General features: G+C 46.7%; 28 protein-coding genes. 13 read left to right on the forward strand and 15 right to left on the reverse strand.

Features of this window, described 5'->3' with window-relative positions; all coding sequences use genetic code 11:
- Together M4J38_RS14910 and M4J38_RS14915 are read left to right on the forward strand one after the other, a co-directional pair.
- Entirely contained in the window at positions 1-279 is a 279-nt protein-coding gene (locus M4J38_RS14910; protein ID WP_251760496.1) for a hypothetical protein, read from the forward strand.
- A 210-nt stretch (positions 280-489) separates the two neighbouring features.
- Positions 490-1,032 carry a thioredoxin family protein gene (locus M4J38_RS14915; protein ID WP_251760498.1) on the forward strand — a complete coding sequence of 181 codons (543 nt, stop codon included), beginning with the start codon at positions 490-492 and terminating at the stop codon, positions 1,030-1,032.
- A 177-nt stretch (positions 1,033-1,209) separates the two neighbouring features.
- Here the strand turns inward: M4J38_RS14915 and M4J38_RS14920 are convergent, their stop codons facing one another.
- Positions 1,210-1,623: a DoxX family protein gene (locus M4J38_RS14920; RefSeq protein ID WP_251760499.1), complete on the reverse strand. Its 414-nt coding sequence runs from the start codon at positions 1,621-1,623 to the stop codon at positions 1,210-1,212.
- 132 nt (positions 1,624-1,755) lie between these two features.
- Here M4J38_RS14920 and M4J38_RS14925 point away from each other — a divergent pair, with 132 nt between their 5' ends.
- From M4J38_RS14925 to M4J38_RS14940, 4 genes are all read left to right on the forward strand, one after another.
- Positions 1,756-3,648, forward strand: a complete 1,893-nt coding sequence (locus M4J38_RS14925) for a hypothetical protein (protein ID WP_251760501.1) — start codon at positions 1,756-1,758, stop codon at positions 3,646-3,648.
- Between the two features lie 460 nt (positions 3,649-4,108).
- On the forward strand, positions 4,109-5,548 hold the full coding sequence (locus M4J38_RS14930) for an RtcB family protein (protein WP_251760503.1): 1,440 nt from the start codon (positions 4,109-4,111) through the stop codon (positions 5,546-5,548).
- A 116-nt stretch (positions 5,549-5,664) separates the two neighbouring features.
- Positions 5,665-6,483: a hypothetical protein gene (locus M4J38_RS14935; protein ID WP_251760504.1), complete on the forward strand. Its 819-nt coding sequence runs from the start codon at positions 5,665-5,667 to the stop codon at positions 6,481-6,483.
- Between the two features lie 170 nt (positions 6,484-6,653).
- Complete coding sequence (locus M4J38_RS14940; protein ID WP_251760506.1) at positions 6,654-7,025, forward strand: co-chaperone GroES family protein; 372 nt, start codon at positions 6,654-6,656, stop codon at positions 7,023-7,025.
- A gap of 168 nt (positions 7,026-7,193) precedes the next feature.
- Here the strand turns inward: M4J38_RS14940 and M4J38_RS14945 are convergent, their stop codons facing one another.
- On the reverse strand, positions 7,194-7,535 hold the full coding sequence (locus tag M4J38_RS14945; RefSeq protein ID WP_251760507.1) for a hypothetical protein: 342 nt from the start codon (positions 7,533-7,535) through the stop codon (positions 7,194-7,196).
- A gap of 15 nt (positions 7,536-7,550) precedes the next feature.
- Here M4J38_RS14945 and M4J38_RS14950 point away from each other — a divergent pair, with 15 nt between their 5' ends.
- On the forward strand, positions 7,551-8,480 hold the full coding sequence (locus tag M4J38_RS14950; RefSeq protein WP_251760509.1) for an AraC family transcriptional regulator: 930 nt from the start codon (positions 7,551-7,553) through the stop codon (positions 8,478-8,480).
- 88 nt (positions 8,481-8,568) lie between these two features.
- On the forward strand, positions 8,569-9,333 hold the full coding sequence (locus M4J38_RS14955; protein ID WP_251760511.1) for an SDR family NAD(P)-dependent oxidoreductase: 765 nt from the start codon (positions 8,569-8,571) through the stop codon (positions 9,331-9,333).
- On the opposite strand, the gene M4J38_RS14960 is transcribed toward M4J38_RS14955, so the two are convergent.
- From M4J38_RS14960 to M4J38_RS14980, 5 genes are all read right to left on the reverse strand, one after another.
- A complete protein-coding gene (locus M4J38_RS14960; RefSeq protein ID WP_251760512.1) occupies positions 9,330-10,463 on the reverse strand; it encodes a PepSY domain-containing protein in 1,134 nt (377 codons plus the stop codon). The two genes, M4J38_RS14955 and M4J38_RS14960, sit on opposite strands and share 4 nt — an antisense overlap.
- A gap of 3 nt (positions 10,464-10,466) precedes the next feature.
- Positions 10,467-12,848, reverse strand: coding sequence for a TonB-dependent receptor (locus M4J38_RS14965; RefSeq protein WP_251760515.1), 2,382 nt, complete (start codon positions 12,846-12,848; stop codon positions 10,467-10,469).
- Positions 12,849-13,003: 155 nt separating this feature from the next.
- A complete protein-coding gene (locus M4J38_RS14970) occupies positions 13,004-13,540 on the reverse strand; it encodes a pyridoxamine 5'-phosphate oxidase family protein (protein WP_251760516.1) in 537 nt (178 codons plus the stop codon).
- 69 nt (positions 13,541-13,609) lie between these two features.
- A complete protein-coding gene (locus M4J38_RS14975) occupies positions 13,610-14,146 on the reverse strand; it encodes a thermonuclease family protein (protein ID WP_251760517.1) in 537 nt (178 codons plus the stop codon).
- Positions 14,147-14,215: 69 nt separating this feature from the next.
- The gene (locus M4J38_RS14980) at positions 14,216-15,265 is read right to left on the reverse strand and encodes a hypothetical protein (protein WP_251760519.1); all 1,050 of its coding nucleotides are present in this window, start codon (positions 15,263-15,265) and stop codon (positions 14,216-14,218) included.
- A gap of 359 nt (positions 15,266-15,624) precedes the next feature.
- Between M4J38_RS14980 and M4J38_RS14985 the strand changes: the two genes are divergently transcribed.
- The 5 genes from M4J38_RS14985 to M4J38_RS15005 all read left to right on the forward strand — a co-directional run bounded on the left by M4J38_RS14985 (position 15,625) and on the right by M4J38_RS15005 (position 21,092).
- Positions 15,625-15,795 (forward strand): hypothetical protein, encoded by a 171-nt coding sequence (locus M4J38_RS14985; RefSeq protein WP_251760520.1) that lies wholly within the window; start codon positions 15,625-15,627, stop codon positions 15,793-15,795.
- Between the two features lie 99 nt (positions 15,796-15,894).
- Complete coding sequence (locus M4J38_RS14990) at positions 15,895-17,547, forward strand: tetratricopeptide repeat-containing sensor histidine kinase (RefSeq protein ID WP_251760522.1); 1,653 nt, start codon at positions 15,895-15,897, stop codon at positions 17,545-17,547.
- The gene (locus M4J38_RS14995; RefSeq protein WP_251760524.1) at positions 17,544-18,212 is read left to right on the forward strand and encodes a response regulator; all 669 of its coding nucleotides are present in this window, start codon (positions 17,544-17,546) and stop codon (positions 18,210-18,212) included. The genes M4J38_RS14990 and M4J38_RS14995 overlap by 4 nt, the downstream gene beginning before the upstream one ends.
- A 522-nt stretch (positions 18,213-18,734) precedes the next feature.
- Positions 18,735-19,958, forward strand: a complete 1,224-nt coding sequence (locus M4J38_RS15000; protein WP_251760526.1) for a hypothetical protein — start codon at positions 18,735-18,737, stop codon at positions 19,956-19,958.
- A gap of 3 nt (positions 19,959-19,961) precedes the next feature.
- On the forward strand, positions 19,962-21,092 hold the full coding sequence (locus tag M4J38_RS15005) for a hypothetical protein (protein WP_251760528.1): 1,131 nt from the start codon (positions 19,962-19,964) through the stop codon (positions 21,090-21,092).
- A 98-nt stretch (positions 21,093-21,190) separates the two neighbouring features.
- Here M4J38_RS15005 and prs read toward each other — a convergent pair whose 3' ends face one another.
- The 8 genes from prs to M4J38_RS15045 are packed head-to-tail and all read right to left on the reverse strand — an operon-like array spanning position 21,191 to position 26,917.
- Positions 21,191-22,030 carry a ribose-phosphate diphosphokinase gene (prs, locus tag M4J38_RS15010; protein ID WP_251760529.1) on the reverse strand — a complete coding sequence of 280 codons (840 nt, stop codon included), beginning with the start codon at positions 22,028-22,030 and terminating at the stop codon, positions 21,191-21,193.
- A gap of 19 nt (positions 22,031-22,049) precedes the next feature.
- Entirely contained in the window at positions 22,050-22,781 is a 732-nt protein-coding gene (locus M4J38_RS15015) for a metallophosphoesterase family protein (RefSeq protein WP_251760531.1), read from the reverse strand.
- 4 nt (positions 22,782-22,785) lie between these two features.
- The gene (locus M4J38_RS15020) at positions 22,786-23,331 is read right to left on the reverse strand and encodes an RNA 2'-phosphotransferase (RefSeq protein ID WP_251760533.1); all 546 of its coding nucleotides are present in this window, start codon (positions 23,329-23,331) and stop codon (positions 22,786-22,788) included.
- Positions 23,324-23,836, reverse strand: coding sequence for an O-acetyl-ADP-ribose deacetylase (locus tag M4J38_RS15025; protein ID WP_251760535.1), 513 nt, complete (start codon positions 23,834-23,836; stop codon positions 23,324-23,326). The genes M4J38_RS15020 and M4J38_RS15025 overlap by 8 nt, the downstream gene beginning before the upstream one ends.
- Positions 23,833-24,390 (reverse strand): NADAR family protein, encoded by a 558-nt coding sequence (locus tag M4J38_RS15030; RefSeq protein ID WP_251760537.1) that lies wholly within the window; start codon positions 24,388-24,390, stop codon positions 23,833-23,835. The genes M4J38_RS15025 and M4J38_RS15030 overlap by 4 nt, the downstream gene beginning before the upstream one ends.
- Positions 24,387-24,803 carry an ADP-ribosylation/crystallin J1 gene (locus M4J38_RS15035; RefSeq protein ID WP_251760539.1) on the reverse strand — a complete coding sequence of 139 codons (417 nt, stop codon included), beginning with the start codon at positions 24,801-24,803 and terminating at the stop codon, positions 24,387-24,389. Before M4J38_RS15035 ends, M4J38_RS15030 begins: the two co-directional genes overlap by 4 nt.
- Positions 24,766-25,440, reverse strand: coding sequence for a DUF4291 domain-containing protein (locus M4J38_RS15040; protein ID WP_251760541.1), 675 nt, complete (start codon positions 25,438-25,440; stop codon positions 24,766-24,768). Before M4J38_RS15040 ends, M4J38_RS15035 begins: the two co-directional genes overlap by 38 nt.
- Before the next feature lies 1 nt (position 25,441).
- A complete protein-coding gene (locus tag M4J38_RS15045) occupies positions 25,442-26,917 on the reverse strand; it encodes a nicotinate phosphoribosyltransferase (protein WP_251760544.1) in 1,476 nt (491 codons plus the stop codon).
- Positions 26,918-26,919 lie beyond the last annotated feature (2 nt).

Genomic DNA, 26,919 nt, shown 5'->3' on the forward strand with positions numbered 1-26,919 from the left:
ATGAAAAAGAATATCCTGGTTACGGGGATCACGCTTTTCGGTGTATTGTTCACGGGCATTTCTTCTCCCAAGGAGAAGAACGATGCCAATGAAAGTCTTTTATTCATGCACATCCGCACCGAACTGGTGCAGACCAAGGCGCAGGAATTCCCTGCAAACATGTTGGAGGAAGTGGATCAAACCACCGCAATAGCGGGCTACGCCGATGCACGAAAACCTTCCTGCTCTTTTCACACTTGTGGCAACAGGGAGGAAAGCGTGGTCACCATCGCGCAGTAGCTTAGCAATGTCCCAATGCCCAGAAGATGAGTACGAATACCAGTATGGTGCCGAGGCATCCGCCGCCAAGTTTGTAGGCGCCGTAGCCGGCGATGAGTGTTTTTAACCAGTTCTGCATGGTGATTTTCTTTGGGGAAAAAGAGAAAAAAATCATGCCATGGGGGGTTCACGCAATTCCAGTAAATTGTACCCTCAACTGAAAACACCGTTATGAAAAAAGCGCTCTTCACCCTGGCTTTTCTCCTGCTGACAGCAACCATTATCCATGCGCAACCGCCTTCTGCAACTGATGTACTGAAGGAAGCACGGTCTGTTGCGGCGCAGGAAAAGAAGAAAGTATTCATCATTTTCCACGCTTCCTGGTGTGGCTGGTGCCATAAAATGGATACGATCCTTCAAAGCCCTGCCGTGGCGCCCATTTTCAACAAATATTATCTTACCCGACATATCACCGTACTGGAATCGGAGAACAAGAAGAACCTGGAGAACCCTGGCGGGAAAGCTTTTATGGACCAGTACCATGGGGGCAACTCCGGTATTCCTTACTGGCTGGTATTTGATGAAAAGGGATCACTGCTTGCCGATGCGCGCATCCGCAAAGAAGGTTCGGATGAACCGGGAGGCAACAGCGGTTGTCCTGCCACTAAAGAAGAGATCGACTATTTTACGCGTACCCTGCGCGCCACCTCGCAGATTACAGCGGAAGAAGCGGAAACCATCGCCAAAGCATTCCGTACCATAAGGGGACTTTAGGAGACGGCAAACCATTGGTTTTTACATTCAACAGGTAAGGCGGCAGGAAATGACCAGTTCCCCCGATGTTAAGACAAGGAAATTTGCGTGTATTTTACACCCATAGTAAATTCGGTGTAATGTATGTAAGCAGCACACTTTAAAGAAAAGTTGCGTATTACATTCTTTAAACTAGCATCAGTCTGGCTTCTTCCTGTTCCACAACGCGTCTACCGAATATTTACCACTGCCCAGTACAAATATTACCAGCGACAGCACCATCAGAATGAAAGACATAGACTTCACATCGAAAGTATCTTTCGCGTGGGCCACAAAATAGGCGATGATCATGGTGAACAGAACGGGTAACACACTTACCCTGGTGAATAACCCGATGAGTACGAGAAAGCCGCAACCCAGTTCGGCGAAGATCACCAGGTTGAAAGATAGTTTCGAACCGATCCCGATGATGTCTCCGAACATGGGAAGGATCGCGTCATAATTCGAGGCTTTCATATAGCCGTAGCGCACGAAAAGTCCACCATAAATCAGGCGCAGCAGCAATGCCGCAAGATCGGCGTTAAGCGGGGACAGTTGCAGTAACTTTTTCATATTGGAAGGAGTTGGTGATGCAAACTTACATGTTAGGAAGAAAATAAAAGCTTCCGGTTACGACAAGAAGTGGGGAGGATGCGACATCTTTTTTTCCGTGGGATGTATTAAATTGGCCGTATAATCACCGTTATGAAATCCCCTAAACACCTTATTCTTTTAGCCTTATTCCTCCCGGTATGGACGATGGCCCAGCAAACATATTCCCTCACAGGTGGCAGTGCCGCGCCTGAATGTGTGCAGTGCAGAACACTTATAGAAAGCAAGCCCAAAGAAGTGCTTTTCGGTATTACTTTCCGGGATGGAAATGTATATTTCGAAATGAACAGCGAGGCCTGGTTCAGAAAGATATTCTTCCGTCCTACCGATGGGATAACCGCTGATATCGTGTTGAAAGAACAGTTTTCCTGCGGAAAAGAAACGGTCCGGCGGGAAGGCTGGCACACCGGGCAACTGTTGCCGCCGGTTTACCTGGATGAACTGAACAGGCGCCTTGAAAGAGAAGAAGGAGGGCATATTTCTATTCTCCTGGGCAAGATACCCACAGCAATCGAGGGAAAAGAAATGGAAGGTAACCTCGTGGTATTGCGTGATAAGAAAGTATGCTTCTATACCAACTTTACGAATATCCCCCGAAGTATGTGGGAACTGCTGGACATGGGGCTTTTTACAGAATCACTGCTGCATACGGCTGATATTCCGCTGGATACTGAATACGTACAGCGCATTCCGTTCACGGAGAAAATGACGAAGGTTGTTCCATTCCCTAAAGGAAAGTCCACTTTTGAACCCGAAACGTTCCGCAAATTGTATGATACACTCCAGCAAAAAAAGCAACGTATTTCCAGGATTGAAGTAAGAGCATTTTCTTCCATTGAAGGCGCCACGGCGTTGAACATGCAACTGCAGAAAGAACGGGGAGCCGGGATTGTAAAAATGATTGACGCCCTCCAAACGGAGGATTTTACCAGCCAGGTAACCAGCGGCGAAAACTGGATGGAATTCTTCCAGTCCATTGCGGGAACACCCTTCCAATACCTGGCCGGTCTTCCCAAAGAAGACATTAAAACACGTTTACGCAACAAATCGTTGCTCGACTCTATGGAGCCAGTACTCGCGTACTCCAGGAAAGCTATCGTGACTTTCTACCTGGACGATAAAAATCCGGCAGATATGCTCAAAGACGGCGAACTCGTTACGCGGCTCAAAGCCGCTGTGGAAGCCCGGAATATTCAGCTTGCACAGGATATTCAAAGGTCAATTTATAAAAGAGTAACCGACAACAAAATACCCGCCAGCTACCTTGACGCTGTCACGATTCCCCGGGAAAAAGCGTTCAGCCGGTTGTTGAACGATAAGAACGTTTACAAACTACTGCTGGAAGAGATTTACGAAGATGATGCACTGAACGAACTGCTCGCCATCGAAAAAGCTGATCCTGCAAATGGTAAAATAAAATACAACATCTGCGCATTGCAATTACGGCTCCTGCAATATGGCGACACACTTGTGAACAGGAACGCGCTCCTTGCGAGACTCAACCAGCTTCCTTCGTACGGAACAGATCAGAAATTAACGCGCCGGATGATGATCAACTACCATATACTGTTATGCGAAATTTATATGAGCCAGGGCAACTTCGATAAAAAAGATGAGGCACTCGGAATAATCAGGGACAAATATCTGGACCCTGGCGTTTCAGACGAAGACTTGCTTTCAATCGCCAAATTCTTCTGTTATTATGCACAATACGAATGGGCCTTCACACTCATCGAGCCGCGTATCAGTCGCCTGGAAGTGAACGAAGATCTGCTGTTCTACTACCTTTCACTCTCCATCATTTTTGAACTGGACACCCGGCTTCCCCTCTTTAAAAGGACTATGCAAAATGCGATCGGAATTAACAATGCGCGCTTCTGCGCCTTGTTCAACGCTATTGACCGGGGAGGTGTAAGTATGCAATTGCTGCTGACCCCTTTCTGGAAGAATATTTTTTGTGAGAGCTGTATGATGAAAACGATGTAGACAAAATAAAAAAACAAGAAGTATTGTACGATTCAAAAATTAATCACACCTTTGCATCCTAAGAATTTAAAACAACAACAATGCTCCAGCAACACAAACATATCAACACCAACCTGGCGGGCCGCGAAGGCAACGTTGCAGGCTGCGGGGCATGTTCTTTTCTTTATTACCCATAGGAGAAAAATAACTGAAACATACGCCCCGCCTGAACCGCGGGGCTTTTTTTTGCCACTCGTTCAACCCAAAGCAATGTAATCCCGGCCTTCATCAACTCCAGGAGATACGCGTCCTGACGGAAGCATCGAAAACATTAATAATTTTCGCATACTCGTTTCAATTATACTGATAACGGAACTGGGTTTTACGGTCCAAACGAACCGTTAAAATACGGTACCCGGTGGCACCGCTATAGCGGTGCCACCGGGTACCGTGAAAACACCGTGAGCCAACTCAAAATACCATGAGCAAGTTAAAACTAAGCGCAAAGGATTTGCGCAAAGCAGGATATCCGGAAACACCGGTCATCAGCATCGCCTTACAGGTGATGCAACAACATTATAAACACGAAACAAAAGAAAAAGCAATGAACATTTTAAACGCGGTACTGGCATCGCCCGCGACATATCTCGATGATGCCGTGCTGAAACTCATCGCCAGGCAACTGGTGGAAGAAACGGAGGCCGAAGCAGAAGCCGTATCTCTGAACAAGAACGGCGTACCCTTCACGATATTCGGTCAGGAACACATTGAAGCCGCCGCATTGCACCAGATGCACCAAGCCGTTAAATTACCGGTTAGTGTGGGTGGCGCACTGATGCCCGACGCGCACGCAGGCTATGGTTTGCCCATAGGCGGTGTGCTTGCGGTGAAAAACGCCGTAATTCCCTATGGTGTGGGTGTTGACATCGGCTGCAGGATGAGTTTAAGTCTGTTCGATATAGATCCCGTTGAACTACACCGGAGGAAAGATTTCTTTGCGCGCGAATTGAAGAACGCGACATTGTTCGGCAGCGGAAAATCCTTTCAGCAGGCAGCAGATCATGCTGTTATGGACAATCCTGCTTTCGGAGCGCTTCCCCTGTTGAAAAAACTGCATGGCAAAGCCTGGAAACAATTGGGCAGCTCCGGTAGCGGCAACCATTTTGCGGAATTCGGCGCTGTTGAGATCACTGAAAAAGACGACATACTGAGTGTTGAACCGGGAACATATGTAGGGCTACTCACCCATTCGGGATCCAGGGCGTTGGGTGCGCATATCGCTAACCATTACACGAAGATGGCACGAAGCAGGAGAAGGCTTCCCGGCGAAGCGGCTAACCTGGCCTGGCTGGGACTGGATGAAGCGGAAGGACAGGAATACTGGCTCGCCATGAACCTCGCGGGCGATTATGCCACCGCATGCCACGATGTGATACATACGAAGATCGCTAAAGCGCTTGGTCGCAAGCCATTTAAGCGTGTCGAAAACCACCACAATTTCGCCTGGAAGGAGAAGTGGGAGGGGCAGGAAGTAATCGTTCACCGGAAAGGCGCTACGCCAGCCGGGAAAAATGTGCTGGGCATTATCCCCGGCTCCATGGTGCATCCTGGTTTTATCGTAAAAGGAAAAGGCGAAGCCGCTGCTATTTGCTCAGCCGCGCATGGCGCCGGCCGTAAAATGAGCAGGAGCAGGGCTGCCAACAGCTTCACGCACCATGAACTGAATCTTCTGCTGCTGAAAAACGGCGTAACCCTGATGGGTGGTGGTCTGGACGAAGCACCCCATGCGTATAAGGATATCGAGATGGTCATGAAGGGCCAGCGGGCATTGGTAGATACCGTAGGGCGGTTTATACCGAAGATCGTGCGCATGGATGGGACCACGCCGGAACAGCGCACAGACAGAAGGACAATTTTTTAAGCTTAACCCAATTCAATAACGATAATTAAATAAAGAATTATGACTTTCTGTATGAACCAGACCGAACATCCGCCCCCACCGGGCAATACTATACCAACACACAAATACATTGTTTTATGGATGATTATTTCCTTAACCAAAGCGCAGTGGACACAGCCTCCCTGCGCATTATGGACAAAAGAAGAAAAAAAAGAAGGATAAAAGCAGGGCATCAAAAAAGTGTGATCCGGCTGGAGAAGCAGGAAACATACTGGAATGAACGACGCTGGAATACGACATATATTCCATTAAAGGAACCAGTACAGCGTGGCTGGCGCAGGGAGTTCTACCTGAACGATGAAACGGCGCGCGGAAAGCATGCGGCTTTTTTTGAAGGAATCTTAGAGGCCGTGAACCGGGTAGAATATAGCAACGACAAGCATTTTACCAGGAAAAAGAGAAAATCCGGCAAAAAGGTACGTGTGCCCATCCCCCAGTATTTACAGGAAATTTCTTCCTGCTATTGGAAGCGGGTAACGTTGAGTGATGCGCAGCGGCAAATGTTCACGGCGATCACGAGGGTCAATAAACGGGGAGAAAAGGTTACTTCTTATGCCTTCAATGAGCCCTGGCGCTTAGTTCTTCGTGTAAAGCCCAATATGCTGACCCACACTAAACAAGTGGATACGGAAGCTGAAAAACGGAGTAAAGAGATAAGCAACAAGATTGAAAGAAATATACTACGCCCTGCCATGAATAAAGCCAGAAGCAGGGGAACGAAGTATTCCTGGAAGGAGGTGCCCCACTTTAAAAACCCTGCCTGGAGAAAAACAGTAATCCAATGCCTGAACATGATCAACAACGAAAAAATAACTAACCATTACCCTCCTATAGAAACAGCGGCCCGCACGATAGCGGGTCGTTTTGTTTTTACGTGTTTTTTAATCCGGGCATAACAAGAAAACAGCATACCCTGAAAGGGCCGCAGTTCAATTCGATCACCCCCTCCGCCTTAGCCTTTGCCGGTAAGAAACTCAGGGAAAACACCAAAACTCAGCTGTTAACCTGGTAACCAAAGCAATCCTTAATTTTGCCTGTCTTTTTTCAAACTTAAATTATCGAAACCGTGCGACTGACACCCGACAACAAGTTCAAGAAGATCATCGTGATCGGCGATCGTGTGCTGATCCGCCTTACCACCGCCACTGAAAAAACACCTTCGGGATTATACCTCCCACCCGGTGTACAGGAAAAGGAAAAAGTGCAGCAGGGCTATGTGATCAAGACCGGCCCAGGTTACGCCATTCCCATGCCCGTGGAAAGCGAATCCTGGAAGGCGGAGGAGGAACAGGTGAAATACGTGCCCTTGCAGGCGAAAGAAGGGGACCTGGCCATTTTCCTGCTGAACGCCGCCACAGAAGTAATGTATGAAAATGAAAAGTATTATATAGTGCCGCAGAACGCCATACTGATGCTTGAAAGAGAGGAGGAGTTGTAGGGGAAATCTGTCTCACGCCAAGACGCGACGAAGCAAGGACGCAAGGAGCCGTTCTTGTTCGGACGAGGCTCTTTTCGGGTGATGCGGGAGACGTTTTTTTAAGTAGAAGTCTTATTTAATGGACTATCCTACAAAGGCTCATAGTTTTTGAAGGTTGCAGGCAGCTTGTTACCGGGTGAGCGCACGGGATTGCGTGGCGGAAAAGACTTTCCTTATCAGCCAGGCCAGGGTGAAGGATGGAATGATGTCGGTACCTGGAAGAAATTCTTCGAGAAAGTTAAACCCTGCGCCAAGTAACCCTTTCCACCCGCCAAACATGCTCCAGAAAATAAGGGAGGAGATGGGCGCCCAGATCATATCGGCCCATTCACCGATGAGAGGAATGGCGTATGTGGTCATCCCGATGATGTCCATCAGCACACAGAAAACCAATGAAGGGACAGGTTTTTTGTTTATCATGGTGGTAAGACTGTAAATTGCCTCCATCGGTTGTATGGCAAAGTCGTACATTTGATTTTTACAAATATGGCGGCACCAACAAATGTATTGGATTTCTACAGGGAGATGTTCGGCGCGAACTGCGGCGAACTGGGTTGCCTTTTTGACGATAAGAATAAGCAGGACATCGGGCATTTTAATATTTTCAGCATCGGCAGCATGTACGAGGGCTGTAAAACAAAGCCCGTGATGCCTTACAACAGGCGCACCTATTACAAGATAAGCCTGATCCACGGCAGGAACCGGGTAGAATACGCCAATAAGGTGTTAGACATAGAAGAATACGCCGTGTTGTTCGCCACGCCGCGTATTCCTTACCGCTATACACCATTAGATAATAACCAGTTGGGTTATTTCTGCGTGTTCACGGAAGACTTTATGTCGAAGACGCAAACCGGGGTCGCGCTTACCGGCTTGCCCATCTTCTCTCCCCAAAGCGATTTCATCTTCCAGATTAACCGGGAGCAGTTTTCCGAACTGGCCCGCATTTTCAGGAAGATGCAGGTGGAAATGAACGGCGATTACGCGTTCAAATACGACCTTATCCGGAATTATATCCTGGAACTGATCCACGAAGGACAGAAACTGAAGCCCATCGCACCAACGCATCACGCGCCCAATGCGGCCCAACGCATCTCCACGTTGTTCGTCGAACTCCTCGAAAGACAGTTCCCCATTGAAAACACCTCGCAGGTGGTACAACTGAAATCGGCCAAAGATTTTGCCGACACCCTGGGCGTACATGCCAACCACCTCAACAAAGTGCTGAAAGAAACCGCCGGCAGAACCACCTCTGAAATCATAGCCGCCCGCCTGAACCAGGAGGCCAAAATATTATTGAAACAAACCAACTGGAACGTTTCAGAAATAGCCTACAGCCTCGGATTCAACGAACTGGCCCATTTCTCCCATTTCTTCAAAAAAATGAACCACAGCTCCCCCCTGCAGTTCAGGTGATTATTTGAAATTTACAAATAATCCTCTCTTTGGCGCAATGCCTGCGATGGTAAATGTCTCCAACTTTGTGAGACAAAATCACCGCAAAATGACAAATACAAGCAAAACAGTACTGGTAACCGGCGGCAGCCGCGGACTGGGCAAAGACATGGCGCTTGCGCTGGCAGGCAAAGGTTTCAACGTAGCGCTCACCTACCACAGCAAAAAAGAGGAAGCCGATAAAGTAGTCGCGGAAATTGAAGCGGCGGGCGGAAAAGCGCTGGCCCTTCAACTGGATGTTTCCAACAGCAATGGTTTAGATGCTTTTGTAAGTACGCTCACAGCTTCGCTGCAATCCGGCTTTGGCTCCGGCAGGCTCGATGCACTGGTCAACAACGCCGGCGTGGGCGTGCACGCAGGATTTGACAGCACCTCGGAAGCGGATTTCGACAGTATGGTAAACATTCACCTGAAAGCGCCTTTCTTCCTCACCCAAAAACTCATCCCGCATTTTAACAGCGGCGCCAGCATTGTGAATGTATCTTCCGGACTTACCCGGTTCAGCTTCCCAGGATACGCGGCGTACGCCACGATGAAAGGAGGTGTGGAAACGTTGACGAAATACATGGCGAAAGAACTCGGTGAAAAGAAAATCAGGGTGAACGTACTGGCACCGGGTGCCATAGAAACCGATTTTGGTGGCGGAGCCGTACGCGACAATGAAGCGTTGAACCAACAACTCGCTTCACTCACCGCGCTTGGCCGGGTGGGACTACCCGATGATATTGGCAGTGTGGTGGCTTTTCTTTGCAGCGACGAATCCAAATGGGTGAATGCACAGCGTTTGGAGGTTTCAGGGGGTATATTTATTTAAGCTCCTTTCCGCAACTTCTTTTTTCTTCCGCGCCATACCATAAACCCTGTAACAGGCAATGATGCCGCGATCAAACTCGCGAGAAACGCCAATACTTTCCCGGTAATACCGGCGATACTTCCCACATGGATGTAATAGTTCATCCGCAACAGCTTTTCCCCGTTGCTCAGCTCGCTGAACCGTTTGCGGGCGAGCAACCGGGAACTGTATTGGTCAAAGAAATACTCATCGGCACGCGCGTAATGCTTTCCTTTTTCAGTTTCAACAGTTATCCTGATGGCGGAAGAATCGTTCATCGGCTTGTAAACAGTGAGCGCACGGGCAGCGGGCTCAAGTTTCCTTATTTCAAGGAAAGCGTTATCGATGGCGGCGTACAATGAAAGGTGCGCATTGTTGCGTTCAGCCTTTACAGATAAAGGCGGTTGCTGTTGCGCCGGTTCCACCTGATTTCCCCCGTTCGCTATCCACACCACACTGTTGCTGAACCATTCGAACGACCATACCAACCCCGTAAGCGCCATAAAAACAGCGATCCAGGTCATGTAAAAACCGAGTACATTGTGCAGGTCGTAGTTCAGCCGTTTGAAGCTGGCGCCCCATTTAATAGTGAAGCGTTGCTTGTACCCTTTTTTGCTGGCTGGTTTCCATAAGATAAGACCGGAGATCATCAGCACCACGAAAATAAGAGTAGCGTTCCGGATAATAGTGGTGCCCACTTCGCCCAACGCGAGTGAAACATGGATGAAGGTCATGATCGTGAAGAAAGAACTTTCGTAATCGTAGGTACCCGCGATCTGCGCGGAGTAAGGATCCTGAAGCAGGGAATGGTATTTCCGCGCCGTATCCCGCACCCACAATACACTCACGTTCGGTTCACCGGGATAAACAGTGTAGTACATATTCACCAACCGCAGCTTCTGGAAAGCAGAATCGGCTACCGCGAAAACCTGTGAAGGCAATGCCGGTTCATTGTTGCGGCTTTTCACTTTCTGGCAAATACCTGTGCCCAGCAAGGTATTGATCTCCTTTTCAAATACGATGGCGCAGCCGGTGATGGCCACAATAAAAACAATAAGCCCGGACGTTAGTCCGAGCCATAAATGTATTTTTCTCACCCATTTTTTCAACATACGCTAAAGGTTATACCCGATTCTGAAAAGAATGTTACGGGGCGCACCGGTGTAGTACCTTTCTCTTTCACGGTTCGCGCCGGTATAATATCTTTTATCCGCGATATTGTTGAGGTTCATGCTCAGCAACACCCGGTCGATCCGGTATTGTAGGGAAGCATCCAGCACGGTGTAGCCGGGCGTGGAGATATTCGGGAACTGAAGCATGGGCGTTTTGGAAGAGAATCCCGCTCCGAATCCAATACCGAAACCATTGAGCACCGTATTGTTTTTCACTTCATATTTTGCCCAGATGTTCCCCTGGTGCAGCGGGGCCATCCCGAGTTTCTCACCTACTTTAGCGGGGTCCAGGTCTTCGGTGATTTTCGCATCGTTGTAATTGTAAGCGCCGTTCACGGAGAATGATTGGCTGATGGCACCGTTGAATTCCACTTCAAAACCTTTGGAGGACACTTCTCCCAACTGGCGCCATATTCGGTCGTTGGGATCTACTACGCCGGGGTTGGTAAGCTGTGTTACGTTGGTCTTGGTGATCTGGTACACGGCAGCGGTGAGCAGCAATTTCTTCCCGAAAAGCTCTTGTTTCGCGCCGAATTCAAACTGATTGCTGTATTCCGGTTTCAGATTGCCGCCTCCTTCCACCGTTCCATAAATAAGTGATCCGGAAGACACTGGCTGGAAGCCGGTTACATAAGAACCATATACATAAGTATCGGAGGGCAGAATATAGGTTACGCCAACTTTAGGGAGCCAAGCGTTCTGGGCCACTTCGTTCTCCTGCGGTGTTTCATAAGCCAACCGGAAAGTATACCGTTCGTGGCGCAGTCCCAGCAGCACTTTCAACCGGTCGGTAACGCTCACCTGGTCCTGGAAATAAATACCGTTGGCAAAATCACGTGTTTTGTTCACGCGGTCGTAAGTAGTAGCAGCGAGGGTATACGTAGTACCGTCGAGGTTAGAACTTTTTGAAGGATCATACACATTCACGGAACCGATGGGTGAAGTATTGTAGCGGTAAGTACCCCAGTTGAACAGCGACACATTGTAATCGTATCCGATCAGCGATTTGTGCTGAAGGCTGCCTGTGTTGAAGTTGGCGGTCACATAACCTGTAACGTTGTCCGCATCCATTTTCGCGTTCCATTCGCCGTAATACACGCTCAGGCTGCTATCTCCATTAGACCAGGCTGCATTGCCGAGGTAAAGTTCAGTGGCGTGGCGCTTATCGTCCCAGCTCAGGAAGTCCTTTAAATAAGACACGTTAAAGTCGATGTTTTTCGTGATTTTCTGACTCAGTGAAAGATTGAGCGAAGTGGTGGTGGTTTTGTTGCCATCGCCCACCTGGAGTACGGTAAAATCGATAGGTGTTTCGTCGATTGTTTTTCCTTTGAAGGGGAAGATGCCATCGTTTTCCATCGTAAGCAGGCGGGTATGATTGATGTCTACGTTGATGCGGGTGCCTTCTTTGGGGAGAAAAGAGAAAGATGGTGCTACGGTGAAAGCGTTGTCTTTCATATTATTCTGCCAGGTATCGCTCATTTGGCCGAACACATTCAAACGGTACAACACCTTTCCGTCTTCGGTCATTTTTCCGGTGAAATCCATATCGCCGCGTAGTGTATTGAAGCTGCCTGCGCTGAACGATAAAGTTTGTCTTTTTTCTGCCAGCGGTTTTTTGGTAACAAGGTTGAGCACCCCGCCCGGACTCATATTGCCGAACATGGAAGAGGAAGGCCCTTTCACCACTTCATAACTCTCCACTACGGGAGAGATGGCGGAGAAGCGGTAGTTATCGCTCAGTGTTCTCAGTCCGTTGATAAGCCTGGTATTGCTCTGAAAACCGCGGATGATGATGGTTCTACCGTTGTTGGACACACGCACATTGGCATTGCGGGCGATATCATCGAAACGAACAGCCTGCCGGTCGCGGATCAGTTGCTGCGTAATGGTGGAAACTGTTCCTGGAATTTCGGTAACGGGGATGGCCACTTTCGTGGCGGCGAAAGAATAATTCGCTTTATAACCTTCGTTCCGGCGACCGGTTACTTCCACCGTTTGCAGTTGACCGTTAGCAGGCAACATTGTAATGGTAAGGTATTCGGAGCCGTTGGCTTTCAGGTTTACGGTGCGTTCCGTTGTTTCGAAACCCACGGAGGAGATCACCAGTTTGTATTTGCCTGCGGGCAGGTTTTGTATAGAGAAATCGCCGGTTTCGGAGGAAACATATTGCTGGTTGTTCACGTTAACCGTGGCATTGGGAACGGGTTGTCCGGCTTCGGTTTGTATTTTTCCTTCGATGCGGGCGGAAGATTGGGCGAAGGAAGGAAGTGTGGAAGAACATATTATCAATAAACTAAAAAGGCGTGTAAGGGCATACCATTTCATACGTGGACTGTTTTGGCCTGCAAAGGAAGTCCATCGACAAAATGTTTGTTTCCGGAATGCGGAAATAATGTTGCGAGATGCGGAAAAAGCGGTTACCCTTTCCCGGGCACCGCTGCATCCGATTATAATTTATAGTGAATAACCCGAAGGATATTTTACAACTTCAATGTTCCTTCAATAGAATCGTCCAGTGTTTTACCGATCATTGCGCCGATCACTTGTTTGGCGAACGCCACCATTTGGTTGTGTTTGGTATCCCAGTAATAGCCGTTATCGGGAATAAACTGAAGCACGGTAATGCGTGGATCGTCCTTTCCTTCGGTGAACCATGTTTTGAGCATTGGATTCCACAGCTCTTCGATGATGGATTTATCGTTGAGCATATTTACTTCTCCTGAGAGCCGCAGGAAATCGGAATAGGTGGATCCCTGGAAAAGAAGGCTCACGCGCGGGTCGGCGGCAATTTCAAGGTTCTGGTGGCTGTCGGAGGCGCTGAGGAACCAGATTATCCCTCCTTTATCTACTTTTTGCACGGCCATTGGGCGGGTGGCGAAGTCGGTGCCCGCGCTGGTATTGGTGCACATAAAACAAATCTTTGCTTTGTTCACCAGTTCCGACAGTTTTTCGGCTGCTTCACGGCCCTGGAGGTCGTCTCTGTTGTCTTCAGGCTGTTGCTGGTTGATGCTGTTCATAGTCGTTTTTCGGGTAACAAAGAAAAAACCGGACCACGGCGCCAAGACCTACACATCACCCGTGTACCCTTATTTTTTCCGCCACAACCAGGGCGCCACGGGGTCTTTTTCCGACCACAGTCCCAGTTTTTTATTCCTGGCCATCCTTTCTAGTTGGGCGTAAGCGGTATCGCCTGAATATTTTTTAAAGTGCCAGGCCAGTCCGTTTTCCACGAGCAGTTTGTTGAGGTTACGGCCATCGGCGAGGAGCACTTCGGCGATCAGCCTTTTGTTGCGGTCGAATTTGTTGTGATGTTGAAGCGTGATGTTTTTTCCGAAGCACTGGTCGGAAACGAATTGCTTTGCTTTGGTGCCGAAGGGTTGGTTCTTTTCCGGGCAGTCGATGTGTTCGAAGCGTACCGTGAGTTCGGTATTGTCTTTCAGGACAACGAAGGTATCGCCGTCTTTTATTTTCACCACTTTGTAGGTGGGGGATGAATGCGTTGTATTCTTTTCAAGTGTGTAGGCGGTGGCGCCGTTGGTTTCCGTGCAGGAGATAATATTAGAAAGAATGCAAAACAGCAATAACGATATCGGAAGCCGGTGCTTTATGGAAGGATGTATCATTGCTGCAATTTAGAAAGAAACGGAGGAAGCCTTTTATGGAAACCCGTTTAACCTGAAAAGATATTCCTCTTACAGCTTCTTTTCCGAAAGAATATATTTATCGATGATATACGCCGAGATGGGCCTGAGTCTTCTGTTCATATCCAATGGATGAAAGCCTTCAGCGGTATAGAATTCCATTTTTCCATTCAGTTTGATGTACCATACTTTTCCAATATCATCCATGGTGAGTGTATCGGGCTTGTTTATTTTCCTGAAGTACTTCAGTTTTTGCGGATCGACCGCAATTATATGCCTGCCGTTAGGCTTTGAGCTGCAAGGAACCTGTTCGTAATGATCATCTATCCATTCCATACACCCTGAACCCGTTGGTGGAGCTGTGTTCAATTGCTGATTGCTGGTCAGGTCAAAGTTTCTGTAAACCAGAAATCCGGTAAATACAACGAAAGCCAGCAAGGTTGAAAAGACGAGATATTTAAGACGAAACTTTACAAAGGGAGAAAATGGTTTAATTTCTCCGTATTTGTTTAATTGGGCAGCTGTGTCCGGATTATCCGAAGCATGTAAAGGATTCGTTAGTATTGTTTCATCACTCCCGGTGTTTGCGCTTTGCAATGGATTATCTGGCCCCATTCCCTGAATTTCTGCCGCTATTTTTACTTCCTCCTTTAACCGCAGTTCTTGCAAAAATTCATCCGCTCCTCCACTCATACTTTCCAATTCTTCACTATTCTTTACTGGTTTGTCCTCTTCTAATTCTATATCATAATCCTCTCCTAACTTATATGGCCTTCTTTCAAAATCAATGAGCCAGGCTACCAATTCAACATATTTCCCATCCGGTCTTGTAGTGTCCTTATTTAAATAATTAAGTACGGGCCTGAACTCATCTACCTTCTTCTTTGCGATAGCCTTCGAAACAAGGCTTTTGTCATCTCCTTCTCCAAAAAAAGCATTGAGTAATCTTCCATCCTTTCTGGAATACCGCTTGGAGCAAACATTAATGCATTCATCTTTCAATCTAGCAGGTGTGGGATACATTAACAGTAATGAGAGCAAATTTTCAGCCCTCTTTTTCTCATAGTCCTGCAGAACAAGTTTGATATAGGCAGGTGACATTTTCTAAATATTATACCCTAAATCTAACGGAATTTCCGGAATCCCGCCGGCATTACCGGAATCTCAACGGAATCATCGGAATTCCCGGAATCGAATAGTAATCAATCACTTACGACGCTCTAATTTTGACTTCAGCAACGGTTGACCACCTCTCCAGCTAAGAGGTTCCTGTACAGCAACGGTTGCCACGGGGAGCTGAAAGCGGTTGCAGCTAACCGGCCTGGGAAGCGTTTACCGGCTTCCGCAATCGGCTCCCCACCTCTTCCCAACGGCGTAAGAAGCGCTTCTTACCGCCACGCCACACTGCACCCGCCAACGGCGATGGTAGCAGCATTTCGTAAAATTTTAATAACACAAAAATGTTTACATACATTCTTGCGATCCTGCTATCACTATGCGCAGGACAGCACACCACGCCCGTAAATGGCGGCGACAATACACCCATTACCACCATGGACGATGATGGCGGCGGCGGAGAAGCCGGGCACGCACCCAACCAGCCACCACCTCCCAAGCCCATCAAACCGTAGTTGTTACGGTAGCGGATAACGCCATGAGGCAGGAAAGTATCCTGCCTCATTTTTTTGCCCGTCGCGGAAGGAAATATTACTTTTAAACAAACTCCTTCCGTGGTTAAAAAGCCCTTATACCTGCTCCTATGGCTCTTTATGCTGTATACCACCGGCTGTAAAACACAGCCTGAAAAAATTCCCGTCACCACTTCAGCACTGTATAAAATGGGGGAAGCGCTCCTCAATGTGCAAAACGATTCAGCCTTCTATTACTTCAACGAGGTAGCCAACACCTCCGCCGATAGTCTGGAAGTGGCCATGGCTTACAACAAAATGGCCATCATACAGGCCGATGCGGGCGATCATTTCGGCAGCCAGGAAAGTCTGCTCACCTCCTTGCGATACCTGGATGAAAAAGAAGAGCGCAACAGTTATTGTTTGTTCTCCGATTACAATGAACTCGGGTTTACAAGTCTGGGGCTGAAAAACTACCCCGATGCCATCCGCTATTTCGACCAGGCACTGCGCTTTATAGAAGATGCGGATTACAGGTTGATACCGCTGAACAACAAAGCCCTGGCCCTGCAACGTTTGAAAAACTATGATGCAGCGCTCCGTATTTACGATTCTATTTTTGAACGCAGTAATCCTGATACAAAAGAATACGCGCGCGTATTGTCGAACAGGGCGAAAACAAGATGGCTGAAGGACCCGGGCTATAACGCCTTGCCCGAGTTTCATACCTCGCTCCTGCTGCGCAGGAAGGAACAGGACAAATGGGGACTTACCGCAAGCTACATTCACCTCAGCGACTATTATTCCGCCACACAAAAGGATTCCGCACGGTTGTACGCGGAAAACCTGCGCCGGCTTGCCCTGGAACTGGAAAGTCCGGAAGATGAACTGGACGCACTGCAACGGCTCATCCAAATCGACGATTCTGCCAACGGAAAACAATACTTCAACCGTTACCTTCAATTGAACGATAGTATACAAACCAGTCGCGGCAATGCCAGGAACCAGTTTGCGCTTATCCGTTATGAAGCGGAAAAACACCGGGCTGAAAACCTGGAACTGCAAAAGCAGAATGCCGAAAAGAAAGTCAGCATATTCAGGCAACGGGCCGCTATCGTTGCACTGGTGGCGCTCTTTATCGGCGGATGGATCTGGTTCAGGAAACGCAGGCAACAGGCCGTTCGCGAACAGCAATTGAAAACATCCCGGAAAGTGCACGATGTGGTGGCGAACGGACTCTACCGCCTCATGGCCAAAGTGGAACACGGCACCACCATCGAAAAAGAAGAACTGCTGGATGAAATGGAGATACTGTACGAACAATCAAGAGATATTTCCTACGACCAGCCGGAACAAACACCACACGGCTTCCACCAGCAAATCGCCGCGTTATTGAAATCCTTTTCTTCCTCCGGCACCACCGTATCCATCGTGGGCAATACGCCTGAAACCTGGCTTCCGGTTTCTTCCAGAGTGAAAGCCGAACTGAAACACGTGCTGCAGGAACTGATGGTGAACATGCGCAAACACAGCCACGCCACCAATGTGGTCATAAAATTTGAGCCGCAGGAAAATGAATTGCTGATCCGTTATACAGATGATGGCGTTGGTATACCTGAAAACACTGTTTTCGGCAATGGACTCACGGGTACGGAAAACCGTATCCGCAACATCGGCGGCAGGGTTATTTTTGAATCATCGCCCGCAAAGGCCTTACACATTCAATTATTCGTTCCAACCCAAACAAACAGATGATCCAGAAAGTACTGATAGCCGAGGACCATGAAAGCGCCAACATCTCCGTGCAGAAAACCCTTGAAGCCTTACAAATCTTCCAGCCCGATTACGTATACCATTGCGACGACGCGGCGCTGAAAATAAAAAAAGCCCTTCACGCAGGTGATCCCTACGACCTGCTCATCACCGACCTCTATTTCGAGAAGGACCACCGCACACAAACCCTTCCCGGTGGCCACGAACTGATAGGAGCGGTAAAAGCGGAACAGCCTGCTTTAAAAATACTGGTGTTCTCCGCTGAAAGCAGGCCCGCCATCATCCAAAAACTTTTCGATTCACCTGGCATCGACGCCTTCGTCAGAAAATCCCGCGGCGATGCCCAGGAACTGCTGAACGCCATCCATGCACTTTACAACAACCAACGTTATTACCCAAGAAATCTTCCGGAGCCGATGGAACGTAGGAACGCACACGATTTCACCCCGTTCGACATTACGATATTAACCCTGATGATCCAGGGAAAAAAGGTGCAGGATATTCCTGACTACCTGAAAGAAAAAGGGATAAAGCCTTCCGGGAAAAGCAGCGTGGAAAAGCGGTTGAACACGATTAAAGAAGTTTACCAGTTTACGACGAATGAACAACTGATCGCTTATTGTGTGAAGAAAGGGATTATAGAGTAGAAAACATTTCTTTCTCCATTTACGGATTCCCGTAAAAAACAGCCATCAAGGGCAATTACATTTGAAGCATCATCAACACCACATTGTTATGAAGCTTTATTATGTACATACGGCAGGTTATCAGAAACTTCTATTAAAACATAGCCGCGCAGGGGCGGGGTATAAATGACCGGGCTGATGACGCAGTTATTAAGCACATCTCATTGTCGGCCTAGCACCGTAGCGTTCGTATGAAAACGCTGATTTTTTGCGCACTTGTACTCTCCACTTCGGCCTGCGGCGATAGGGATGTATATATATGTGAGAGCAAAGGAGCTATCAGGTATCACTTAAAAGAAAATTGCCGTGGGCTAAAAAGTTGCAGTTACAGGATACTTAGAACAACGGAGGGAAAAGCAAAAGAAGAGGGGAAGACATTGTGCAGGTGGGAAAAGTGATTTCAATGTGCAGGCATTACTGGAATAGCGCAATCAGTTTATGTATTTATATTTTATCCGCAATTCAAAAACACCCTTATACTATATGACAGTACAACCAATCAATGAACAAAAAATAAATACAGACGAAAGCGATAAAATTACTTTCAATCAATTTGGGTTTCGTTCGGCGGCTAAGTCTCAATCACGTCCCGACACAGTTGAAGGATACCTGGAAATTGTTTATGCCAGATTTTTAGAAGACCAGAAATTAGATGAACAAGGATTGAAAGACAGAATAGCCAAACTTCGAGCCGAGGTCCAACAGGAAAAGGCAAAAAAACAAGAAACCATTGCAGACGTTAACGCAAGCAAGCGAAACAAGGAAGACAAAGAAAAGGAAATCGAAACACTGGAACTGGAGAAAATAGATATCAGGAACGGAGACGGAGAAACAGGCGATACAACACCATTTGTAATCGGCGCTTTTATTACACTGTTGTTAACACTTTACCTGTTCGTATTCTATTCCTCATCAGGATATTCCGCTTTTTATGGTATTAAGCCGGGAAGCCTTGGATTTATAAATCCCAACGTATTTGCAGATGCGACGAACAAGGGCGGTGGTGTTATCACGCTGATCATACTTTTTCCCGTTATCTTCCTAGGGCTCGGCTTCCTCATACACGATGCGCTGGAAAAGAACAAAAAGCTGGTGCAAGAGAGAAAACCACGTCAATTCGCATTAATTATCATTCTTTTAACCATAACGTTTATCGCGGATGCCTTTATCGGTTATAAAATTTCAGAAGGCGTTCACACCAACGATTTTAACGCAGGAAGAACAGAGGAGCTGTGGAAGTTCAATATGATTTATACTGATATCAATTTCTACCTTGTTTTAATTCTGGGCTTTGTTGTTTATGTGATCTGGGGGTTCCTGTTACATTATGTTTTAAGCCACCCATATTTAAAAACGGAAAGTGAAAAAATAAAGTTGATGGTGGAGAATATAAACAATAGGGTTTCAGAAAAAAGAAAGGAGCTTTCAGATATTATTGCCAAAATACATAAACAGGAAAGCGATATTGTCACCATCGACAATAAAATAGAGGAGAAAACAAAGGATATTATCGGATATGAAAATGGTAAAATTCCAATTAACGAAGCATCCTTGCGTGGTTCTGTTGGTGAATTCATGGGCGGTTGGCAAAATTACACCTACGGCAATTATTCCTTAAAAAAGGCGGATGAACTGATCCAGGAAACCATTAAACGACAAAATGAATGGTTAAGCAAGAAAATTTCCACCCACTCTTACGACCACTAAACTATGGAACACACACAAAGTAAAAAGAAGAAAAAAAAGAACAGGAAACCAATTTACCTGCTTTTAGGGTTTTTACTATTCTTCGCCTTATTCATCAATTTCATAACACGTCCATCCCTGCAAAGCAAAGCCATAGAACAAATCCAGGTTTGCAGCAATGTGGATGATGTTAAATCCATTTTTGACCGGTATAAATTTGACCTTTTAGAAAATGATGAGAACGGCAACAAAATAGTGTCGATGGAATTTCAACACGCCATTCGCAACAAGTTGCATTCCTTACGTTTGAATGAAGAAGAAATCAGTAAATGTATAGAATGGCTCCCGCCCACAAACACAAACCTGAATGTTATTGTAATTCCTGACTTATCGAGGAGGATTACGGATTCAATCAACAATTCCAATCAAATAGCAAACGATATTTTTGTGCTTCATGCTGTTTGGAATCAGTTTGTTGATCATGCCAAACTAAAACAGGACACCCGGGATATGCTCATGGTAGATGTTACTGACATCGATCAGGCGCGGGGTCAATTTGGCAATGTAGCCAACCAATTACAGTTCGACCTTTCCACTCATAAAGGCAAAACCAATCGTTTGTATTTTACAAGTGAGAAAACAAAGCAATTTGAACACGCTGCCAACGAAATGTATGCATCGGCAAAACAAAATCCTTTGGGAGCCGACTATCGTTTTTACTTTAGCAGGTACCTGATAAATCGCCTGAAAAAGCCCACGTTATTTGAAAACTACAGAAACAAAGTTATTATCATTACAGACGGCTATCTGGAAGCAGAAAACAAACCCGCCGACACAAAAATTTTTTCAGAAAAAGGAAGCTATGATTACAGGCCCATTTTATACCCGGCAGTTGATATTGGGAATGTAATGGACATTATCAATTCTAAACAACTGAACATCCCTAAGGTGGCAAATCTAGATCTTTCCCATACTGATGTGCTTGTTTGTGAAGTGCATGAAAGAAAAAATGGAATAAAAAAAGACTTTGAAATCCTAAAAGCCTATTGGACCGACTGGCTGCAAAGAATGCAAGCTCATAAAATTTCATTCATTCCGCGTGAGCAGGCGAACGCCTTAACAGAGAGCAAGATTCAGGATTTTTTTAAGTATTAAGTTTACGCTTACTACTGCAAATTAACAGAAATAATTACCGTTAAACCATCCATAAGCTATCCCTTTCAATGGCTTAACCGCTATTGAAAGGGTATCTTTTAAAGATAGTCTCCCACCTCAAAGCAATGCACCCCTTCCAAACCGCGGAACGAATCCGTTGAAAAAATTTCATCAATCCCCTCCAGCTTTTCCCCTTTGCTGAAAATGCCGTGGCTAACGATGAGTACCACTTTAGAAGCACCTTTACTTTTGAGCATAGCCGCTGTTCCGATAAATGTACCGCCACCATCGCAGATATCGTCAACAATAAAACAGGTGAGGCCGTCCAGGTTATTGGCGGTAGTGGTAAAGTTAGTAAGGATCCCTGTTTTCACATCGCGTTCTTTCATACATTCCACCAGATGTTCAACGTTCAGGAACTGCGCCAGCCCATGTATTTTTTTAAGTGCGCCCGCATCCGGGGAAACAAGGCAGAAAGACTCCTGGCCATTCTTTTCAAAATAGCTTTTCAAAGCATCTTTTACAAAGGAATGGTTGGTTACAATGTATGATCGGTCAATCAGAGCGGTAGCCACTTCGGAATGCGGATCGAATATTCTTATCTTTTTGAAATTCGCCTGGTTCAGTACAGCAGCTACTACTTTAAGGGAGAAAGGTTCCCCGCCGGTCATCACCCTGTCCATTCGTGCGGCCATGAGGTAAGCGATGTGCAGTTCAATGTGTTCGAACTCGTGGTAATCGAGCGTGTTTTTGATAAACAACACAAGCATCAGATCGGCTGGATTGGCAATTCTGGAAAGAAGGCGGATTGGTGCTTTTTTGTCTAAACGATCAAGGCTTTGCACATCCATTTTGATGTGAGGTTGGCCATCCGGGAAAGTGATGGTGGAGAAAGAAACATCAGATTTTTGAGGATATAGAAGGTTGATGGTATGCATAAAGGGATGGTTTTATTTTTTAGATGTTTCTTCCTTTCTCGCCGGGATAAAGATCTATTACTTTATCAGACTGAAAAAAGACTTTTGAATCAAGATCGATAGCGGTGATTTTTCCCGTAAAAGCAGCGCCGGTGTCAACATTCCAAATATTGGCAGCATGTATTGGAAGATCGGTTCCGTAATTGATTGTAGGCGTATGTCCGATAAATATTTCACGAAACAGTTTCAATCTTTTTGGGAAGAATGCATGGTCGGGTGGAAGAGCGGTGTTAAGTGCCAATGCTGTTTCCCACAATGTTCTGTCCCATGTATAATTTGTTGCATAAGGTTCTTTTGCCGGACCGTGCATGGATGAAAAGCCCGCGTGTATAAAGAGGTTGTTATCCTCATCAATATAATAGTCAATGAGTTCATTAAAAAAAGTTTTGTGCAGGTGCTTTTCATTTTCCGTCAATGCGGCATAGCTTTGAACAGTGGAAGTACCGCCATGCTTCAGCCATTCATCATCAGCATTTTTACCGGCAAGCCAATCTCCGCACCATACATCGTGGTTGCCTTTGATAAAAAAGCAAGAGAAACTTTCCTTTAACGCAAGCAGGCGGGTGATCACGGCGGCGGATCCGGACCATCCATCCACATAGTCACCAAGAAAAATCAGCGTATCGCTTTTCTCCGGAGCTACCCTTTCTATAAGTTGGCTAAGCGCTTTGTCAGCCCCGTGAATATCTCCTATAACGAATGTTCGTGGCATATTTTCAGGATGGAAATTGAATGTAATTGACAGGAATGTGTTCTGTGAGCCATACAGAATTAGCTGAAAGGAAAAAAGAATACCCTGCCGCCTGCATATCACCACTCCGGATCCGGAGCAATACTGGCTTGCCCCGGCGTTGCGCCACTGCTGTTGCAGTACATTCGTCAATACTCAGGTGTACATGCTGCCGCTCCATTTTCAGCAGCCCTTGTAATCGGATGGAAGCAAGGTATTTTTCTACTGTTCCGTGGTACAGCACATCAGGAGGTAATTGTGGCTCAAGCTGCAGATCAATGCCAATCGAATGGCCCTGGCTGGCCCGGATTTTTTGACCCGACTCGTCGAAGGAAAACCTTTTCTTATTGTTAGTGGACACGATGTGTTCCAATGAAGTATAATCCAGTGAAACCGGCCCGTCCCATTTCAAAAGCAGCTCTTCTACCGATGCCCAGCCGTTCTCGTCGAGCTGCAATCCGATTTTTTCCGGTTGATGCCGGAGCAACAGGCTCAGGTATTTACTGGCGCTGTTTATTTGTTTTTCATTCATTGTTGAGCAGTTGTTCGTAAATAGTGTAGTTCTCATCATCGAAGCAGACGAAGATCAGCCGGTCTATATGCATGCTATCTTCGAAATTTCCAACAGCCTTTACTGCTATCCCGGCCGCCAACTCTTTTGGAAATCTATAAATCCCCGTGCTGATATTGGGGAAAGCGATGCTCCTTATCTGATGCTTCACAGCCAATCGCAGACTATTTATATAACAATTCTGAAGCAGGTTGGTCTCTTTGCCGTTTCCATTCCAAACGGGCCCTACCGTGTGAATCACATATTTTGAAGGGAGCATTCCGGCCGTGGTAATCACAGCTTCTCCGGTTGGACATTTTCCCTGACGGGCGCGAATTTCCATGCATTCTTCCAGAATGGCTTTGCCGCCTTTCCGGTGAATGGCCCCGTCTACACCCCCGCCCCCTAATAACGAAGAGTTCGCTGCATTTACGATGGCATCTACTTCCATCGTAGTAATATCTGCTTTAATAAGTTCAATTTTCATATTTGTGCTTTTAAAAGTTGGTCACGCACTTGCATAAGCGCAAAACCAAGTAAATTCTCCCCAAGCCATTTTGTAGGGTCGTAAACGCAGGGATCTTCCTGGGTAAGACCTATCCCCCATATCGTATCTTCAGGACTTGCCTCCGCTAAAACTTTGTTTCCTGTAGCGAGAAGAAAATTTTTCAATACTGCATGAGCAGAAAACTTGTGGAAGTTTCCTTCCACCACTATATCAAATTTATGCGCATCCCAAATCTCTGGGTCGAAGGCTTTCACCTTTCTGCCAAGTTTCTTGGCAGCATTGGGGTCTGGTGTCTGTATTATTTGCCTGGCCATTTCTTCATCTCCGAAAAGCCTTGCTTTAGCCGCCATCATCCAATGTTCTGCTGTAAAATATACTGATCCCTCTACTTCAAAGGAGGCCATCCACCACTGACTTAAGCAAGACTTTGTTAACCGGTTTTCTTTTGAGGGACGGTGGCCCCAAAAAAAGAGGAACGAAACGTCGCGGTTATTTTCATACTGCTGTATCAACCACGCAAGATTGTATTTCATATTGAACGGAAAATTTGTAACGCGTTTTTTATAGCCATGTTCTCAGGCATAGAAAAAGCATCGCCGAAAAATACTTTTACCGGTCGGATATCTCCAACAATATGTTTGTTGAATGCGTCAAGTTGTTCGGCTGGTACCCAAAGTTCATTATGAATTTCGCCTCCCACATTCTGAACTTCATACAAGTCGTAATGACCCCTTTGTAAATCGAATTGTGTAACAATACCACAGAAGCCTGACGCCGGATCTACTGTATTCCAGTCTCTGGCAATCTGTTCCGCATAGGATTGATTCAAAACAGGATAGAAGATGGGCTGCCAGAAGAGCCTGGGCGGAAACGCTGTCCATCCTGAATCGATGATCAGTTCCAGTTCCTTAATGCCTATCGGCCTGTACAATGTGATTGTGTTCATGGTTTATTCCTGTTTTCGCTTCAAGCACAGGGTCATTTATTTTCCAGACCTTCTCAACGGGAACAAGCAGTTCTCCCGTTCGTCCTCTGTCCAATAAAGATTTTTGCGCCTTAACAAATGGCGTGATGTCTTCTATCAGGTTAATCGCGGTTGTTCCATAATGTTGCAGCAGTGTTCCTTTTAAGCCCAACTGAATGGCCCTTCTTGTGCGCTTTTTTCCAAATGGATCGTGGTCGGGATCCCATTGCAGCCGAACCTCTTTTTCCTTCAGGCTTTTTTCCCAGTCTTGCCGGCTGGCATGCACTTCCGGGTTATAGCTGGTGAAAGCCGCATTTGCAAGGATGTTCAAAAACTCAGTCTTTTTGAGCCATATAGCCAGTACTCTTTCCTGGTTCTCTTTTTCTGCCCAGCCGCTCCGGTACATCATCCAAAGGAAATTCGGCTTTATCCATGACATTCTGTTATAACTAAAATCCGGGCCGCCAAATTTTTGGTTGGCAACTGCGTAATCCGCAATAGATGTTCTGTAAGCCTGGTACACTACCAGTTCCTCTTCCGTATGTTGGGCAATAATCTGTTGTCCGGAACCCGGCAGCAATTTTTGCGCTAACTCGTAGTTGTGTGTTGCAATTTTCATTTTAAATTCCATCATTTACTCTTTCCCGTATCTGCTGAAGCGACCACTCCACGAGCAGTTCACCATCTTTAAATACAGTTTTCAATTCGCCTTCCGCTTCTTCTTCCCACGTGCATTCATCTTTAAGACTCAGTTTACCCGTTTGTGGATCGCGGTACACCTGCATCAACCCTTTGGCCGATTTTTTTGTGCCATCGTCTGTTTTCGGGTCTTTGAAAATTGCTCTTCCTGCTCCATTCACCTCACCGTAGGTGGCTTTCATGGCGAAGCCGAAAGTATCGCGGGTAACATATTCGTAGGTGAACGAACCTATTCCCAACACCACATTGTAACTGGCGAACCCTTTGTTTTTTAACCCGGAAAGAATGGCTTCCTGCCGTTCCAACGTAATACTATCGCCGTAAATCAGGCCGATATGCGGGTCAAGGAGTTTGAACACTTTTTCTGTAATGCTTCCACCGAAGGTTTCCCATATACATTCGATGGCACCTTTGAAAGCCGGACTTCCAACCGGCGCATCGGGGTCACCTACAATGATTTTCACCGGATCGCCGCTATCGGGACGGATCACAACTTTTCCATCCCGGGCCAGTATATCGGCTTTCATCAGCGGCAGGAATTCGGTGATCACCTGCCAGAAGTCCCAGGTATCGCTCACAATAGAAACGACGCCTGTTGGATACACTTCATTGATGAGTCGCCGGAATGTTCCGATTTCATCCTGTTGGGTACCCATGCACATCACACTGTGTTCGGTGGCGGCAACGGAACCACCAATCAATTCCTGCGTACAATCGGCACCGTAATATTGCTCCAGCATATCAATGGCGGGAATGGTATCCGTACCACTGAAGGAAAGCAGGTGGCCGGCCCCGCTCATTACAGCATCTTCAATGCCACTCATGCCCCGGAAGGAAAAATCGTGTCCCTGCCAGGGAATAAAGGCTGTATCGCTGCCAACGGTTTCATGGGCGTACCGGTGGAAGGTCTTCAGGTATTGGTAGGCGGTAGTAGCGGAGGTACAGGGCTTCCAGAGAATGGCACTAAGCAGGGTTTCCAACATATTGGTGAGCCAGAAAAAATCCGGATGCGTATTCCTGATCGTAAAAACCGGCACCCGCATGGGAACGAGTGTTCCTTCCGGCAAAGCTTTGATTTCGAGGGGAAGATAACCCAGATCGTGGAGGTCGGCAATATGCTGGTAAGTGATGCTGTCTTTGCCCAGGTAATTGTCTATTCTACGCTGGTATTGATACAGTACTTCCTCTTTCGGGCGGTTGAAGAAATCTTCATTGAACTGGTATTGAAGATATTCTTTGATAAAATATTGCAGGCCGAAAAATACGATCTCGCCGATGTCCTCATTCCTCGATTTACGGGGCGTAAGGTTGGAATAAACGAGGGTGGTACCTTCCGGATACTGGAATTTATGGCCAACTTTGTAGCCATCTTTCAGGAGCAGGGGTGTGCATTTCATAG

It is taken from the genome of Parasegetibacter sp. NRK P23 (assembly GCF_023721715.1).
Classification (GTDB): Bacteria; Bacteroidota; Bacteroidia; order Chitinophagales; family Chitinophagaceae; genus Parasegetibacter.

What these genes read in the sequence shown, in the direction of transcription:
- M4J38_RS14910 (WP_251760496.1), top strand. Translation starts at nt 1, where the DNA reads ATGAAAAAGAATATCCTGGTTACGGGGATCACGCTTTTCGGTGTATTG.
- M4J38_RS14915 (WP_251760498.1), top strand. Translation starts at nt 490, where the DNA reads ATGAAAAAAGCGCTCTTCACCCTGGCTTTTCTCCTGCTGACAGCAACC.
- M4J38_RS14920 (WP_251760499.1), bottom strand. Translation starts at nt 1,623, where the DNA reads ATGAAAAAGTTACTGCAACTGTCCCCGCTTAACGCCGATCTTGCGGCA.
- M4J38_RS14925 (WP_251760501.1), top strand. Translation starts at nt 1,756, where the DNA reads ATGAAATCCCCTAAACACCTTATTCTTTTAGCCTTATTCCTCCCGGTA.
- M4J38_RS14930 (WP_251760503.1), top strand. Translation starts at nt 4,109, where the DNA reads ATGAGCAAGTTAAAACTAAGCGCAAAGGATTTGCGCAAAGCAGGATAT.
- M4J38_RS14935 (WP_251760504.1), top strand. Translation starts at nt 5,665, where the DNA reads ATGGATGATTATTTCCTTAACCAAAGCGCAGTGGACACAGCCTCCCTG.
- M4J38_RS14945 (WP_251760507.1), bottom strand. Translation starts at nt 7,535, where the DNA reads ATGTACGACTTTGCCATACAACCGATGGAGGCAATTTACAGTCTTACC.
- M4J38_RS14950 (WP_251760509.1), top strand. Translation starts at nt 7,551, where the DNA reads ATGGCGGCACCAACAAATGTATTGGATTTCTACAGGGAGATGTTCGGC.
- M4J38_RS14955 (WP_251760511.1), top strand. Translation starts at nt 8,569, where the DNA reads ATGACAAATACAAGCAAAACAGTACTGGTAACCGGCGGCAGCCGCGGA.
- M4J38_RS14960 (WP_251760512.1), bottom strand. Translation starts at nt 10,463, where the DNA reads ATGTTGAAAAAATGGGTGAGAAAAATACATTTATGGCTCGGACTAACG.
- M4J38_RS14965 (WP_251760515.1), bottom strand. Translation starts at nt 12,848, where the DNA reads ATGAAATGGTATGCCCTTACACGCCTTTTTAGTTTATTGATAATATGT.
- M4J38_RS14970 (WP_251760516.1), bottom strand. Translation starts at nt 13,540, where the DNA reads ATGAACAGCATCAACCAGCAACAGCCTGAAGACAACAGAGACGACCTC.
- M4J38_RS14975 (WP_251760517.1), bottom strand. Translation starts at nt 14,146, where the DNA reads ATGATACATCCTTCCATAAAGCACCGGCTTCCGATATCGTTATTGCTG.
- M4J38_RS14980 (WP_251760519.1), bottom strand. Translation starts at nt 15,265, where the DNA reads ATGTCACCTGCCTATATCAAACTTGTTCTGCAGGACTATGAGAAAAAG.
- M4J38_RS14985 (WP_251760520.1), top strand. Translation starts at nt 15,625, where the DNA reads ATGTTTACATACATTCTTGCGATCCTGCTATCACTATGCGCAGGACAG.
- M4J38_RS14995 (WP_251760524.1), top strand. Translation starts at nt 17,544, where the DNA reads ATGATCCAGAAAGTACTGATAGCCGAGGACCATGAAAGCGCCAACATC.
- M4J38_RS15000 (WP_251760526.1), top strand. Translation starts at nt 18,735, where the DNA reads ATGACAGTACAACCAATCAATGAACAAAAAATAAATACAGACGAAAGC.
- M4J38_RS15005 (WP_251760528.1), top strand. Translation starts at nt 19,962, where the DNA reads ATGGAACACACACAAAGTAAAAAGAAGAAAAAAAAGAACAGGAAACCA.
- prs (WP_251760529.1), bottom strand. Translation starts at nt 22,030, where the DNA reads ATGCATACCATCAACCTTCTATATCCTCAAAAATCTGATGTTTCTTTC.
- M4J38_RS15015 (WP_251760531.1), bottom strand. Translation starts at nt 22,781, where the DNA reads ATGCCACGAACATTCGTTATAGGAGATATTCACGGGGCTGACAAAGCG.
- M4J38_RS15020 (WP_251760533.1), bottom strand. Translation starts at nt 23,331, where the DNA reads ATGAATGAAAAACAAATAAACAGCGCCAGTAAATACCTGAGCCTGTTG.
- M4J38_RS15025 (WP_251760535.1), bottom strand. Translation starts at nt 23,836, where the DNA reads ATGAAAATTGAACTTATTAAAGCAGATATTACTACGATGGAAGTAGAT.
- M4J38_RS15030 (WP_251760537.1), bottom strand. Translation starts at nt 24,390, where the DNA reads ATGAAATACAATCTTGCGTGGTTGATACAGCAGTATGAAAATAACCGC.
- M4J38_RS15035 (WP_251760539.1), bottom strand. Translation starts at nt 24,803, where the DNA reads ATGAACACAATCACATTGTACAGGCCGATAGGCATTAAGGAACTGGAA.
- M4J38_RS15040 (WP_251760541.1), bottom strand. Translation starts at nt 25,440, where the DNA reads ATGAAAATTGCAACACACAACTACGAGTTAGCGCAAAAATTGCTGCCG.
- M4J38_RS15045 (WP_251760544.1), bottom strand. Translation starts at nt 26,917, where the DNA reads ATGAAATGCACACCCCTGCTCCTGAAAGATGGCTACAAAGTTGGCCAT.